General features: G+C 39.5%; 14 protein-coding genes. 2 read left to right on the top strand and 12 right to left on the bottom strand.

Features of this window, described 5'->3' with window-relative positions:
• Nucleotides 1-63 precede the first annotated feature (63 nt).
• On the bottom strand, nucleotides 64-2358 hold the full coding sequence (locus tag AC6UD4_RS00785; RefSeq protein ID WP_500693399.1) for an ABC transporter permease: 2295 nt from the start codon (nucleotides 2356-2358) through the stop codon (nucleotides 64-66).
• Nucleotides 2355-3056, bottom strand: a complete 702-nt coding sequence (locus AC6UD4_RS00780; RefSeq protein WP_500693398.1) for an ABC transporter ATP-binding protein — start codon at nucleotides 3054-3056, stop codon at nucleotides 2355-2357. Before AC6UD4_RS00780 ends, AC6UD4_RS00785 begins: the two co-directional genes overlap by 4 nt.
• 155 nt (nucleotides 3057-3211) lie before the next feature.
• Between AC6UD4_RS00780 and AC6UD4_RS00775 the strand changes: the two genes are divergently transcribed.
• Nucleotides 3212-3541 (top strand): winged helix-turn-helix transcriptional regulator, encoded by a 330-nt coding sequence (locus tag AC6UD4_RS00775; RefSeq protein ID WP_500693397.1) that lies wholly within the window; start codon nucleotides 3212-3214, stop codon nucleotides 3539-3541.
• 42 nt (nucleotides 3542-3583) lie between these two features.
• Here the strand turns inward: AC6UD4_RS00775 and AC6UD4_RS00770 are convergent, their stop codons facing one another.
• The 9 genes from AC6UD4_RS00770 to AC6UD4_RS00730 all read right to left on the bottom strand — a co-directional run bounded on the left by AC6UD4_RS00770 (nucleotide 3584) and on the right by AC6UD4_RS00730 (nucleotide 11769).
• Nucleotides 3584-3901 carry a winged helix-turn-helix domain-containing protein gene (locus tag AC6UD4_RS00770; protein ID WP_500693396.1) on the bottom strand — a complete coding sequence of 106 codons (318 nt, stop codon included), beginning with the start codon at nucleotides 3899-3901 and terminating at the stop codon, nucleotides 3584-3586.
• A 76-nt stretch (nucleotides 3902-3977) separates the two neighbouring features.
• Nucleotides 3978-4241: a hypothetical protein gene (locus AC6UD4_RS00765; protein WP_500693395.1), complete on the bottom strand. Its 264-nt coding sequence runs from the start codon at nucleotides 4239-4241 to the stop codon at nucleotides 3978-3980.
• An 88-nt stretch (nucleotides 4242-4329) separates the two neighbouring features.
• A complete protein-coding gene (locus tag AC6UD4_RS00760) occupies nucleotides 4330-5262 on the bottom strand; it encodes a DMT family transporter (protein ID WP_500693394.1) in 933 nt (310 codons plus the stop codon).
• Nucleotides 5263-5278: 16 nt separating this feature from the next.
• Nucleotides 5279-5596 (bottom strand): DUF7671 family protein, encoded by a 318-nt coding sequence (locus tag AC6UD4_RS00755; protein WP_500693393.1) that lies wholly within the window; start codon nucleotides 5594-5596, stop codon nucleotides 5279-5281.
• An 8-nt stretch (nucleotides 5597-5604) separates the two neighbouring features.
• Entirely contained in the window at nucleotides 5605-6543 is a 939-nt protein-coding gene (locus AC6UD4_RS00750; RefSeq protein ID WP_500693392.1) for a DMT family transporter, read from the bottom strand.
• Nucleotides 6544-6703: 160 nt separating this feature from the next.
• Nucleotides 6704-9433 (bottom strand): MMPL family transporter, encoded by a 2730-nt coding sequence (locus AC6UD4_RS00745; RefSeq protein WP_500693391.1) that lies wholly within the window; start codon nucleotides 9431-9433, stop codon nucleotides 6704-6706.
• 132 nt (nucleotides 9434-9565) lie between these two features.
• Nucleotides 9566-10477 carry a DMT family transporter gene (locus tag AC6UD4_RS00740; RefSeq protein WP_500693390.1) on the bottom strand — a complete coding sequence of 304 codons (912 nt, stop codon included), beginning with the start codon at nucleotides 10475-10477 and terminating at the stop codon, nucleotides 9566-9568.
• A 14-nt stretch (nucleotides 10478-10491) separates the two neighbouring features.
• Nucleotides 10492-11484 carry a UDP-glucose 4-epimerase GalE gene (gene galE, locus AC6UD4_RS00735; protein WP_500693389.1) on the bottom strand — a complete coding sequence of 331 codons (993 nt, stop codon included), beginning with the start codon at nucleotides 11482-11484 and terminating at the stop codon, nucleotides 10492-10494.
• A 12-nt stretch (nucleotides 11485-11496) separates the two neighbouring features.
• Entirely contained in the window at nucleotides 11497-11769 is a 273-nt protein-coding gene (locus AC6UD4_RS00730) for a GNAT family N-acetyltransferase (RefSeq protein ID WP_500693388.1), read from the bottom strand.
• Between the two features lie 152 nt (nucleotides 11770-11921).
• Between AC6UD4_RS00730 and AC6UD4_RS00725 the strand changes: the two genes are divergently transcribed.
• Complete coding sequence (locus AC6UD4_RS00725) at nucleotides 11922-13661, top strand: phospho-sugar mutase (RefSeq protein ID WP_500693387.1); 1740 nt, start codon at nucleotides 11922-11924, stop codon at nucleotides 13659-13661.
• A 51-nt stretch (nucleotides 13662-13712) separates the two neighbouring features.
• On the opposite strand, the gene AC6UD4_RS00720 is transcribed toward AC6UD4_RS00725, so the two are convergent.
• On the bottom strand, nucleotides 13713-14213 hold the full coding sequence (locus tag AC6UD4_RS00720) for a hypothetical protein (protein ID WP_500693386.1): 501 nt from the start codon (nucleotides 14211-14213) through the stop codon (nucleotides 13713-13715).
• Nucleotides 14214-14332: the final 119 nt, after the last annotated feature.

Genomic DNA, 14332 nt, shown 5'->3' with positions numbered 1-14332 from the left:
ATACAAAAAGAGATGACTGAATTGTCATCTCTTTTATTTAGAATTAATTGTTAACAATTCGTCTTATTCTACGCCTTTAGTTGAAGATATCATATCTAGTTTTTTTAATCTGCTCCTAATCATTATAATTGTAGACAAAGCAGCTAGAACAACAATCAATGAAGCTAGAACGATACTAGTAATAGAAATAAACGGATAATAAATTATCTGACTGGTATTAAAAGTAGTTACGTACTTGGATAGGAACCAGTATCCAAACGGAATTCCCAAAAACCAACCAACTACCGTAATTGTTAAACTCTCAATAATCGTTAAATTTCGGATCTGTTTACGAGAGAATCCTAATATCTCAAGAGTGGCATAACTTCTTGACCTTTCTGTAAAGCTTAGAGATCCCAAATTATAAAGAATTACAATGGTCAAAAGGATTCCAAAAATTTGAATCATCAAGAAAATACTACTCAAATTATTTACCATACTTTTAGCATTACTTTTTTGTTCTTTCAAACTAACAATCTGACTAACATCTGGACTCTTCTTAATTGAATTTGAAACGTCTTGATGATTTGTCAAAATTGACGTTGGTTGAAATTTCAACCCATTACCGGTCCACGTCTGTTTAGTTACATACATTCCTTGTGGTGCATTTGATTTAACGATGCCCTTTACCTTCAACTTCAATTTATTCGTACTTAATGACGGCTTGATAAAAACGGTATCATTTTTCTTAACGTTAGCAATTTTAGCAATTCCCTCAGCTAGATATATACCACCATCCTTAATTCTTTGTCCATCATCAGTTTTAAGATTAATTTGAGATCCAGAACCCAAGACAGTAAGTGGACGATCAAATTTCCCATTTGGACTTAAACTAGCGTAAGACGTTTCAATCTTCTGTCCGTTAGTTTTGTTAACAATTCGATTAATCTCTATCTCACTAGTCTTTTGGTTTAAATTAATTTTTTTAGCGTAGTTATACTCATGTCCATACGTTTGATTAACCTGATTATCCATTGAATTTTTCGTACCAAATCCAGTCATCACCAAAGCTAGTCCACCAATAACGCCGATTAATCCCATCAGCATTTGAATTTTATTACCAAGATTATCTCTAATTGACCAACGATTACCAATAGGAATTTTATTCCAAATTCGAGGAAATTTTTCGAGAAAGACTCGTTTACCATTTTTAGCAGTACTACCCTTCCTAAATGCCTGGGCTGGAGTTAATCCATGATTCACTTGCGCCGCTAGTAGTGCTGAAAAAATACATATAATTATTACCCCCACAGCAACGTAGACCGGTGCGGTAGTATAGGCAATTTGCCATGAAGGAAGCGAAAACATAGATTTCTGTGAATTCATTACAAATGTTGAAAGTGCTGGAGCTACTATCAAACCAGCAATTGCACCAATTCCTCCAACAAAAAGACCATACATTGAGTAATACATGGACAATACTACATTGGAATATCCTAATGACTGTAAAGTTGCCATGTCCTTTTGTTGCTGATCAATTATTTTTCTAATAGTGGTATACATGGCCAAGACCGCTAATAGAATGAAGATAATTGAAAATAGAATTGAAAGATTACGAATTTGTTTTACTCGATCAATAGCTGTTGAGATGCCAACATCGGATTTTTGAGTTTGCAAAGTGATAAATTTACTACCAATGATGTCTCTAATTTTACTTTCAGTCTTAAAATTATCACTGTCTTTAATATCGACAATATTATTAAGGGCTGGCAATTTAAATTTATTAAGGAATGTCTTTTCACTAATGATTCCATACCCATAGTTTTGTTCTTGAGGAGATATGAAATCATTGGTTCCGGTATAATACATCTTGTTCGGAGAATTTATCATACCGACCACTGTTAATTTAATGGGTTGGTTATTGAAACTAACAGTGACTTGTTTTCCCTTCTTTAACCCATTCTTTTTAGCAAACTTCTCATTCAAATAAATACCGTTAGTATTTTTATTTATCTTCTTGCCATTAGTTTGAAATGTACGAGAAATTTCTTGGGTTCCAGGAGTATCAATCTCTAAATAACGTTTATCCCCTTTTAATTGTGCCGTGGTACTAATTTCTGTTTTAGCCGATGCCTTTGAAACACTTGGAATTGACTTAATTGTATTTAGTTCTTTATTGCTCAAGCCTGTCGATTGTAATGTCGATGTAGCCAAATGGGTTTCACTCGTATACTGATTAATATTTTGTTTCATACCATTCCAGGTACCCTCTAAACCGGTATAAAAAAGAACACTTAGAAACGCCATCAAAAAAACGGAAAAGAATTGAGTCCAATTTTTCACAACCGTGCGGATTAATTTCTTAAATAAAAACTTCATCCCCAATCAACCTCCTCAACTTCAAGCGGAGTTGGATTGTCAACGATCTTATCTATTTTGCCATCTTTAATATTGATAACTCGATCAGCAATTGGAGCAACTAATGGATTATGGGTGACGATCACTACGGCCGTATTTTCATTTTTACTACCCTTCAGAATTTTAAAAACTCGTTTTGAGGTTTCAGTATCAAGTGCACCAGTGGGTTCGTCACAAAGAAGCACTCTAGGATCTTTAGCCAAAGCCCTCGCAATCGAAACACGTTGCATTTCACCTCCAGATAACTGATCAGGAAAATTATTTCTTTGTTTTAAAAGACCAACCTTTTTCAAATATTCTTCTGACACTTTCTTGTACTTCTTGTTTTTTAATTGTGCTGAAATTGCCACATTTTCAAATGCCGTAAGATTAGAAATTAAATTATAAAATTGAAACACAAATCCGACAACGTCTCTTCGATAAAGTGTCAATTGCTTATCCGACTCTGTGTTAATCAGATCATCATTATATAAAACTTTACCTGACGTTGGTTTATCCATCCCACCTAAGATATTTAAAGTTGTACTTTTACCAGACCCACTTGGTCCCAAAATCACCGTAACCTTATTCGACTCGATATCAAAACTAACATCGTCTAAAGCATGAGTTGTTTCAGATCCATTTTGATAACTTTTACTGACATGTTTTAAGCTGAGCATAAGTGGTACCTCCATGATTAATTATTAAAAGTATGAAAATATTTTATTTGCACCTTTGATTTGTAGGTGTTATTTGTATAATATATTTATAAGTTTAAAAATAAAAGTAGGGTAATTTTTTAAAGTATCAGCATAAAAGTAAACTGGAGGCACTTATGGAAAACAATAACATCATCGATGACTGTCCTATTCAACCAGTTGTGGACATCATTAGTGGAAAATGGACCTCATACATTCTCTGGGAAATTTATAATGGAAATAATCATTATGGTGGTATCACGCGGGCATTACCTGGAATTAGTACCAGAACATTATCAACAAGATTAAAAATGTTAGAAGACAAGCAAATAGTTACGCGTAAAGTCTTTAATACAAACCCTCCCACTGTAGAATATAATTTAACTAAACGTGGAATGGATTTAGCACCTATTTTAAAGTCAATGAAGAAATGGTCAGAACGATATAAAGAAATAGAAGCAGAATGACTTTTGGAAGTCATTCTGCTTCTATTTCTTTATATTAAATTATCAACGATCGACAACCAGCTTATAACCCCGTATTGGTACCGTCTTAATCTTTTCTTTTAATCCAACTTGATCTAACTTGCGTCGAAGTAAACTAATGTCATCTTCAATGGCATCCTCGTCAATAAAACTTCCGTTCGCCCACAGAAACGTCATCAATTCCTTTTTGGATACTAACTTATTCTTATGCTCAATGAAAAGGACCATTAGTGAAGTCTCCGTTGGAGTTAGCTTAATCGACTGTGTATTACTGCTTAGTTCTCCCACTGCCGGATTTAAAGTGAACCCATCAAAACTAAATCCATTACTTTTATCTACCAAATTCTCATCTCCGATTTTATTTATTAAAATTGTCACAAAAAAAGGAAGCTACCAAGTAGCCTCCTTTTAGAGCTTATTAATCGTTGTCGTCCAAATCGTCGACAACCTTTTTGTAATCTTTCATAAATTTATCATAAGCAGCAGAATCGAACTTGTCGAACTTACCAACTTCATGAAGGGTGCGTTTAATTTCATGAATGGCACGGTGTTCTTCTAACCAACGATGAACTTTGTGGCCCTCTTGTGATTCAGTGCCTTCCTTGTCCAAAGTTTTTTGGAGTTCGTTCATAATTTCTGAAATCTTATCTAATGCTTTTGTTTCTTTACTTTCGTCTGACATAACAATCTCTCCCCTTTATTTAAGTATGACATCATTATATCTTGAAACATCAGGGGTTCAAACCAATATGCTCAAGGGTTTAAGAAAGTTATAAGAGTTCTTCTTGATTCTTGTGTCGCTGGACGTACTGCAGGATGTAAACGGCCAAAATAACCAGAACGGCACCAAGAACTTCAATCCAACTGATGTGGGTGTGTAAAAAGATCACACTCAAGATAAAGGTTGCAACCGGTTGAATGGCGTCTAGTAAACTAATAACTTCTGATGAAGTAAAGCGGGAAGCGTAGATCAGTGATGAGAATGTGAGTAGGGTTCCAAAGAGGATGATCCCACAAACACCAAGGACTCCACCCATTCCTAAGTGGGGCACGTTGGTCCAAACGGGATGATTGATGTTAAAGGCTAAACTGGCAATCAGAGTTCCCCAACCAAGAACCACGATTGGTGAATTGTCGTGAGCCAGTGGTCTTGGAAGCACCACGTACAAAGCGGCAGTAATTCCAGAAATAATCCCCCAGAAAAACGAGTCAAAGGGAATGGATAATTGAGAAAGGTCCCCTTTAGTAATTGAAAGGAAAACTCCAGCTAGCGCCAAAATGAAGACCACGATGTCCATCTTCATAGGCTTTTTGTGCATGAACAGAAAACCACCCAGTAGGATGAATAACGGTGACAGGTACTGCAAAATCGTGGTGGCAGCGGCGTTTCCAGTCTGGATACTAACGTAGAAACTTCCCATGTTGGCAGCCAAACCGAACAAACCGTATAAAACTAGCCACATGATTGATTTCCATGAACGGAAAACACTAAAAATGCCTTTTCCGTAAATAATGGCACTGACTAGTAATAATACAATGGCAGCCCCGGTAGTTCGTGCTGACAAGAACCACGCAGCTGGAATCCCAACGTTTTGTGAAACGTACTGCGTAATAACGCCAGCAACACCCCATGAAGTTGAAGCAAACGCCGCTAAACTAATTCCTTTAACGGTGTTGCTCATCTTACCCGTTTTACTTTTCATATTCTCTCCTCACAGTCTACTCTTGATCTAAATGTGACTTTGCCTCATCAATCAACTTCAAATCAACGTAATCATTTAAAAAACGTTCCATCGGTGTGTACAAATGTCGTTTTTTAAAAGATACACTAAAATCCGCCACAATGGCAACCCTTAATTTATTTTCCGTCAAAAAAACCTGACCAATGCGCTGAAAATGTCCCTTAGTATGTTTTCCGATTCGCCAAGTATGAAGTTTAAAATTACCCTGTTCATCCTTTTTAATTACATAATTACCGGAGTCATCCAGTTTAACTGGAACCCCGGTAAAACGAATTACTTTATATTTATCTGCCATGATCTTGGCTAAAGCTTCTGTTGTTTAATATTGCGACGCTTGGAATCCTGCAAGATGTAGATGGCAAGAATTACCAAGGCGGATCCGACAATTTCCATTAAACTAATTTTGGTGTGCAAGAAGATAACACTCAAAATGAAAGTCACTACTGGCTGAACGGCGTCAACTAAACTAACATCTTCAGAGGAAGCAAAGTGTAAACTGTGAAGCAAACATGCAAATGGGATTACGGTTCCAATGATAACAATGGCACCAATCCCAATGATCGCACCCATCGTTAAGTGAGGTACACCAACCCAAACTGGTTGATGAATGTTAAAGACCAATCCGGCAATCAAGGTTCCCCATCCAAGGACGACAATTGGTGAATTTTCTTCCATTAATGGCCGAGGGATGACAACGTAGCATGCGGCCGTGATTCCTGAAACAATTCCCCAAAGTAACGCTGGCAGCGGAATAGCTAACTGATTAATGTCACCCTTGGTAATTGCCAAAAACACCCCCACAAGTGCCAACAGGAACACAATTAAATCAATCTTATAGGGACGTTTATGAAAGAACAAAAATCCACCTAAAAGAATGAACAGTGGTGATAAATACTGCAAGATGGTTGCTGATGCTGCGTTTCCGTCCTGAACACTAAGGTAAAACGACATCAGGTTGGCACCTAAGCCAATAATTCCATATGCTACAATACAAATAATCGACTTCCAGTCCTTAAAAACATGGAAGATTTTTTTCCCATACATAATCGAACCAATTGCTAAAAGTAGAATCCCGGAAAAAATAGTCCTGACGGACAAGAACCATGAAGCTGGAATAGCGGCATTTTGTGAGACAAACTGCAAAACAACCCCAGAAATACCCCAAAAAGTGGATGCAAGGGTTGCCCAAGCAATGCCTTTTAATACTTTACTTTTTCCAATGCTAGTCTTTTCTTCACTCATATTTTCACCCTAACTCGGCATAAACCGATTTATTTTTTTACACATCAATTTAATAGTTTAATTTTAGGCGTAAAGAACAGGGCGGTCAATAGTCCATGTCATTTTATCTAACATAAAAAAGCGAAACCAGTTTTACCTGGTTTCGCTTTTAAATTAAAAACTAATCTTCGTTTTTATCTCGTTTAAAACTCATTGGTTGATATGTTAACCGAATGGCAGCTGGTAATAGGATTGGCAAGATGATTACTAAGATAATCAAACCAATGATTACCCCGATGGCAACCTGAATCAGTGTCAAAATTCCTGATGGAATCAGTGCGGCAAACGTACCACCTAAAATCACAGCAGCAGATAATACCACTACTCCAATATAGTTGGCCGAATTAACGATTCGTTTCGCAGGCGTTCCGTCTTTGGTTTCTCGGTACCTCATCATCAAGAAGATACTGTAATCAACCCCCAACGCAATCAACATGATAAAGGTAAAGAACGGCGTGTTCCAAGTCAACATGCTCTGTCCGAGGAAAATATCCGAGAAGATCCGTGTCAACGTCAATGAAGTGAAGTACGTCAAAATTAATGTTCCTTCAATGTAAAGTGGTTGTAAAATTGAACGGGTTACAAACATCAGTGCAATCAGGATTCCGACTAACATGATGACAGCTGTTCTGAAGAAGTCTTGTGAGGCAATATCATGGGTGTCAGACATGGTTGCTGTCTCTCCCCCAATTGCAACGGTTGCATCATTTAAACTAGTTCCCTTCAGTGACTGTTTAACTTGATTTTGAACATCCTTAACCAAGTTCATCGACTTAGCGTTTGATGGGTTATCTTTTAAGACAAAGGTGATGCTTGTAATCTTGTCATTAGAAGAAACGTAGTTGTTTAAGGCTTGCTTGAAAGTATCACTTTGAAGCACCTGATTAGGAATATAGAACGTGTTCGCAGCCGCAGCTGAGTTCTGTAAGCCGGTCAAGTATTCATTTGACTGTTGCATGCCCTTATTAATCTTACTTAGGCCATCATTTGCTTGCGACAATTGGGCTTGAACACCCTGGAGTTGTTGCCCCATCGTCTGAGCATTTGCACCAATGTTTTGAGTATCTGAGGCAATCCCGGCCAATTCATTTTGAAGACCTGACATAGAAGCGGCCTGTTGCATTTGCACCTTGGAACTAACACTTTGAAGGCCACTAGCAACAATTTGTAACTGCTGGGGACTCATTGGTGACCCCATAGCGGTGGCTTGTTGTTGCATCTGGGCGATGACTTGCTGACCGGAAGTTTGACCAGGAGCGGTACTTGCTCCACTAGCGCCTTGAATGGTCTTTAAATGATCTCCAATTGATTGTGCCGAAGCACCAATTGCCTTTAGTTGATCGGCATTAAATGAACCACTGTTAGCCCCACTCTGAAGTTGGGTTAAACCAGCATTAGCCTGTTGCATCTTACCGTTCAAAGTCCCCAGCTGATCGTTTAAGTAGAGTTGGTTAATTGGTTCGCCACTTGGCTGGGTGACCGAAGCAACCGTCTTAATTTCCTTATTTTTCTCCAATTGACGAGTAATCCGATCAATTTCCATCATTGACTTCTCGTTATTGACCTTGTGTTTAGATTGAATATAAATCGTTGACGGTTCAGCAGTCCCCTTTGAGAAATGCTTGGATACCGTATTTAATCCTTGTTTTGAAGGCAATGAATTACTTAATTCAACCGAATTATCGTAGTTCAAGCTGCTCTTTCCCGCAAAGAAAATCAACGGCAAAGTCAAAACTAGAACTAAGGCAATCGCCATCACCGGATGTGCAACTGAATGACTGGACAAGAAGTACCAGATTCGACTACCCCGTTTCTTTGGTGACAGATTCTTAGCTGGCCAGTACATGGTCTTACCAAGGAGCGCCATAAAGAACGGATTTAATGAGAGAAGTACCAGTAATAGTACCACCACTCCGATGGCAACTGCCACTCCAGATTGGTAAATTGAGAACTTGGCTAGTCCAAGGGCAAAGAAACCGATTAGGACAGAACCACCACTGTAGAGAATGGTCTTACCGGCTCGTCTTCTGGCATCGACCGTCGCCTCAACTTTGTCCATTCCTTGTCCCAGATTATCCTTAAACCGGTCGTACAGCAGGATATTGTAGTCAGTCCCGATTCCAAACAGCACTACCACCATGAAGACCTGGGTAAAGTTTGAGAGTGGAAAGCCCATATACTTCGCCAAATTCATGACGACACTCAAAGAGACAATGAAAGAAACTCCCACGGTCAAAAGTGAAATCAACGGAACGATTGGAGATTTAAAGACAATGATCAACACAATCAAAATAAAGACTGCCGCAATGATTTCGGTTTGCTTGATGCCGTCGATCATTGACTGCCGCATGTCGTCATCTAAGACATCAGATCCCGTCACGTACGACTTCAAGTTCGCCGTTTTCGCACCCTTTTTGAGTTTGTTGTTCATCGTTTCAACCGAGTCCTTTTTAGAAACATTCAGTTGAACTAATTCGGTCGTACCGTCCTTTGAAATCAGTTGTTTCTTGGCGGCGGCATTCTCGTTTGCTGAGGTAACACCCTTAATTCCATAGTAATCGGCATCATTTTTTAACTTCGAAACGGTTCGATCGATGTTAGCCTGTTTACTAGCATTAATGCGTTTATTGCCGTTGTTATATACCAGTACAACTTGTCTGGTATCGCTAATGTGATGGCCCCAATGCTTTTGAATATTTTCAGCAACCTGACTCTGCATGTTAGCTGGAATCTTAGTTTGTCCATGTTGTGCAGTTACCTGTGAAATGCTAGGCAAAAAGAAAATGGCAGCTAAAACGGCAAGAACCCAAAATATCGCAAAAAATATGTATTTCTTGACGAACCTATTCATCAAACTCCTCCTCAATGTTTAATATTTTACTTAAAACATTAATTCATTCATAACGCTTCCAATTATACAAAATTGATCACAAACAAGCAATCCGCCAAAAGCAGTTCAATCAAAAAAGCACCAACCAATTAGTCAGTGCTGAAGTGATGCTTTTCTGGGTCTGATTGCCAGGATAAAAACGGTACTCAAGACCAAAATGCCACCAATGATTTCATAGATATTGAAACTGGTATGTAAGAAAACCACGGTTCCAATCGTTGCCGACAAAGGTTCAAACGTATCTAGTAGTCCAGCAGTCGTAGCGGACACGTACCTTAAACTCGATGTGAAGCATAGAAATGACAACATTGTGCCAAAAAGCACAATGAAGGCCACTCCCAAAATGCCACCAAGAGAAAGCTTGGGAACATCCACCCAAAAGGGATGAACGCAGGTGAAGATCACTCCACCAACGATCATTGCCCATCCAATGATGACAAACGTGCTGAACTTTTCCTGGAGTTTGACCGGCAGCATGGTCTGAAGCGCGCCAGCAAAGGCCAGGCAGAGGCCAAGCGTAAACGCTTTAGGACTCATTGCGAGATGGGTCAAATCTCCCTTTGTTACCAGTAACCACGTTCCAAGTAGGGCTACCACTACAGCGACACCCTGCTGAATCGTTGGTGCTTTTTTGTACACAATCACCGTCAAAATCATAATGATGACCGTTCCAAGGCTCTGCATGATAGTTGAAGTTGCCGCATTACTGGCTCTCGTTGTCAGTAAGTATAGGTACTGAACGGCCGATAAACCAAAAATCGCATAACAGAGCAGGATGACCCAGCTATATCCGGTGTGCCAAATCTTTAAAATCCTATTTCTTTGAACAAACTTTGTAAATAAAAGAATTAAGATGCCGGCAACCGACATCTTAACTCCCATTAACCATTCCGTTGAAAAATTCTTATCTTGAAACAAGAACTGCGAAACAGGTCCTTGAATTCCCCACATGATGGCTCCAGCAATTGCTAGGATGACACCAATGTAAGTTTTACTTTTCTTCAATATTTGTGCCCCATTTACTTATCTTCGTAACCATTTGGATGCTTAGTCTTCCAGGTCCAAGCGGTTTTAATGATTTCTTCAACGTTATCAAACTGTGGTTTCCAACCAAGAACTTCTCTCGCCTTGTCAGAGTTAGCAATCAAGGTATCAGGATCGCCACCACGTCTTGCGTCAATTTCAACCGGAATCTTCTTACCAGTAACCTTTCGAGCGGCATCAACGATCTGTTTATTGGAAAAACCAGTTGATGAGCCGAGGTTAAAGATGTTACTTGGATTACCCTTTTCCAGATACTTCATGGCTAAAATATGAGCGTCCGCTAAATCAAGGACGTGCACGTAATCACGAACGTTGGTCCCGTCTGGCGTGTCATAGTCATCCCCAAAAATCTTCATGGTATCCTGCTGACCTGCAGCCACCTTTAAGACGATGGGAATTAAATGGGTTTCTGGATGATGATCCTCCCCAATGGAGCCGTCTTCCTTGGCTCCAGCAGCGTTAAAGTATCTAAGAGCAACAAACTTAATGCCGTAAGCTTCATCAACCCACTTCATAATGTGCTCCATGATTAACTTGCTTTCACCATAAGGGTTGATGGGGTCTTTTCGGTCTTTTTCATAGATTGGAATTCGCTCTGGATTACCGTAGGTCGCAGCGGTGGAAGAAAAGACCAAGTACTTAATCCCAGCTTTCTTCATTGACTCCAACAGCTTAATCATCCCAATCACGTTGTTATCAAAATACTTCAAAGGATCCTTCATTGATTCGGGAACCAGTGAGAAAGCATCCATGTGGATTACAGCATCGATATTTTCCTTAGCGAAAACGTCATCCAAAAAGTCAGAATCACGAGTATCCCCCTCATAAAACTTTGCTTTAGGATTAACGGCCTTGCGGTGTCCCGTTGACAAATTATCAACCACTACAACATCGTAACCTTTATTAATTAATTGATCGACCATGTGTGAGCCAATGTATCCGGCTCCTCCAGCAACTAATACAGCCATCTTAATTACCTCCTATTTATCTAATAAATCATCATATTGAGTATTTTTTTCGAAAAATTTAACGGCAAAGGAACAAACTGGTTTGATTAAATCATGGTTTTCTTTGGCGTAATCAATCATTACCATAATTAACTTTCCAGCTAAACCCTGGCCACGATAACTGGGGTTCACAAATGTTTCGTTAATGGAGACTATTCCATTATCTTCAGTAAAAGTAACTTCAGCAATTAAATCACCATGGACATCGTTAGCATAGAAACGGCCTGGTTCATAATCAAATTTCATTTGTCTCACCACCTTAGCGTAAGTATATCACAGTCTTGACATCAATATAAAGGCGCTTACATTGACGGAGTGTCGGACTTTAATTATAATCCATATTAGAAGTTACAATTCAAACTATTCGACGTGGAAAAATTATTTCCAGGAGGAAAATTATGAGTGCAACAGATACTAAACAGGAATATGATAACTGGGTTTCTCAAGAAGATATGCCGGCAGAATTAAAAATCGATTTGGCCAAAATGAGAAACGATTCGGAACAAATTGAAGACGCTTTTGGGTCATCACTTTCATTTGGAACGGCCGGAATGCGTGGAACGCTCGGTGCTGGAACGAACCGGATGAACGTTTATACCGTTAGACAAGCCACTGAGGGTCTCGCCCAATTGATGGACACCCTTGATCCTGAGGTAAAAAAGCGTGGGGTTGTTATTAGTTTTGATCCCCGATACAACTCGCAACTTTTTGCTCACGAAGCGGCTCGGGTACTTGGTGCTCACGGCATCAAGACGTTTGTTTTTGATGACATTCGCCCAACTCCGGAACTTTCGTTTGCTGTGCGTCACTTACACACTTACGCCGGAATCATGATTACCGCTAGTCACAATCCAAAACAATACAATGGTTACAAGATTTACGGTGAAGATGGTGGTCAAATGCCACCCAAAGAATCCGATCTAATAACTACTTACATCCGCAAGGTCAACGACCTCTTCAAAATTCCAGTTTCAGAGGAAAAGGACCTTAGAAAGGATGGGCTCATGAGTATCGTTGGTGAAAACGTCGACGTTCCTTATCTAGAAGCCGTTCAAACGGTCAACGTGAACCATGACCTGATTAATAAGGTAGGAAAAGATCTGAAGTTTGTCTACACTCCCCTTCATGGGACTGGTAAAATTGTTGCTAGACGGGCACTCTCAGACGCTGGGTTCAAGAACTACGACGCGGTTGTTGAACAAACCATCGCCGACCCTGAATTTCCTACTACACCATTTCCTAATCCAGAATTCCCGCAAACCTTCGATCTTGCCATCAAATTGGGTAAAAAAGAAGATGCGGACGTTCTGATTGCGACCGACCCTGACGCTGACCGTTTGGGAGCCGCCGTTAGACAACCTGACGGTGAATACAAACTCATGACTGGAAACCAAATTGCCAGTGTTCTTTTAAATTATATTCTTCAAGCCAAAAAAGACGCTGGTACCCTTCCAAAGGATGGAGTAGTGGTCAAATCAATCGTTTCAACTGAACTCGCTACCGATATTGCCAAGAATTACGGGATTGAGATGAAGAACGTCCTAACCGGGTTCAAGTTTATTGCGGAACAAATCAAAAACTTTGAACAAAATCACGATCACACCTTCCTCTTTGGATTTGAAGAAAGCTACGGTTATCTTATCAAACCGTTTGTAAGAGATAAGGACGCCATTCAGTCAACCCTACTGCTTGCTGAAGTTGCTGCTTACTACCGGGAAAAGGGGATGACCCTGTACGACGGTCTTCAGGATATCTACAAGAAGTACGGTTACTTTAGAGAAAAGACCATCTCCAAGGAATTCGATGGTCTAGAGGGTAAATCCAAGATGGCCGCAATCATGAAAGACTTTAGAGACCATCCCATGACAACATTCAATGGCGCCAAGGTGATTAAGCTTGAAGACTTCCAGACTTCCACCACCACGATGGCTGATGGTTCAACCCAAAAAATTGAGTTACCACAATCGAACGTTTTAAAGTATTGGCTTGATGATGGGACTTGGCTTGCAATTCGTCCTTCTGGAACTGAACCCAAGATCAAGTTTTACATCGGGGTTAAAGCTGATACAGCAAAGGCAGCTGATCAAAAACTCGAGAGCTACACTCAAGCCGTTGACGATGAACTATTAAATAAATAATTTTAAGCAAACAAAAAACTGGACTCGTTTGAGTCCAGTTTTTTGATACTTTCATTTAGTTACTGGTTCATCAGCATTAACAAGTGCGACCGTGTACACTTTTTCAACCTTAAATTCCTTAATGGCCTTCTCACTACGCCAGAACATCTGGATCGCAGCATGACCAGTTGTCCCCTGGCGCATATCACGCCGCATTCCCGTAACATAATCAGAAACATACGTAATCATCTTAATCAACTGCGCAATTAAGGAGGCCAACTTTGATTTTTTGGGTGCGTCCATTCTCTTTAACAATTTAATCGAATAAGCGCATTTTTCAAGCAAGTTATCGTCATTGACTAGGTCACCAATCGCAAACGCAAATGAATTCTCAACGGTGTAACCATCACCACGATAATGAACTAACCCGGAGTTATCTTTAAAACTATTAACAACCGTTTCAAGGTATTTTCCTTCGTTATCAATGAATTGAACGTTATCCGCTAGTTTCGAATCCGAAAGGCTCGGGGTCTCCTTATCCGTCAAATTACTAAACCAACTTTTTAAGCTCAAATTGCCAACCCCTTTCTGATGTTTGGTTTGTGAATTATTACTTTCATTATATCATTAGCTGTAAGCGCTTACCAATAGTAACTTTCTCCCGGTAAAATCATTGGTTTGTTAATTCTTGC

The sequence above is a fragment of the Fructilactobacillus sp. X3R5C2 genome, assembly GCF_059901175.1.
Note: the sequence above shows the minus strand (reverse complement) of the source record. Positions and strands in the feature narration are given on the sequence as shown.

Bases quoted from the DNA above. Each gene is read 5' to 3' on its own strand.
- AC6UD4_RS00760 (WP_500693394.1), bottom strand. From the start codon at position 5,262: ATGAAAAGTAAAACGGGTAAGATGAGCAACACCGTTAAAGGAATTAGT.
- AC6UD4_RS00750 (WP_500693392.1), bottom strand. From the start codon at position 6,543: ATGAGTGAAGAAAAGACTAGCATTGGAAAAAGTAAAGTATTAAAAGGC.
- AC6UD4_RS00765 (WP_500693395.1), bottom strand. From the start codon at position 4,241: ATGTCAGACGAAAGTAAAGAAACAAAAGCATTAGATAAGATTTCAGAA.
- galE (WP_500693389.1), bottom strand. From the start codon at position 11,484: ATGGCTGTATTAGTTGCTGGAGGAGCCGGATACATTGGCTCACACATG.
- AC6UD4_RS00780 (WP_500693398.1), bottom strand. From the start codon at position 3,056: ATGCTCAGCTTAAAACATGTCAGTAAAAGTTATCAAAATGGATCTGAA.
- AC6UD4_RS00725 (WP_500693387.1), top strand. From the start codon at position 11,922: ATGAGTGCAACAGATACTAAACAGGAATATGATAACTGGGTTTCTCAA.
- AC6UD4_RS00755 (WP_500693393.1), bottom strand. From the start codon at position 5,596: ATGGCAGATAAATATAAAGTAATTCGTTTTACCGGGGTTCCAGTTAAA.
- AC6UD4_RS00745 (WP_500693391.1), bottom strand. From the start codon at position 9,433: ATGAATAGGTTCGTCAAGAAATACATATTTTTTGCGATATTTTGGGTT.
- AC6UD4_RS00775 (WP_500693397.1), top strand. From the start codon at position 3,212: ATGGAAAACAATAACATCATCGATGACTGTCCTATTCAACCAGTTGTG.
- AC6UD4_RS00730 (WP_500693388.1), bottom strand. From the start codon at position 11,769: ATGAAATTTGATTATGAACCAGGCCGTTTCTATGCTAACGATGTCCAT.
- AC6UD4_RS00785 (WP_500693399.1), bottom strand. From the start codon at position 2,358: ATGAAGTTTTTATTTAAGAAATTAATCCGCACGGTTGTGAAAAATTGG.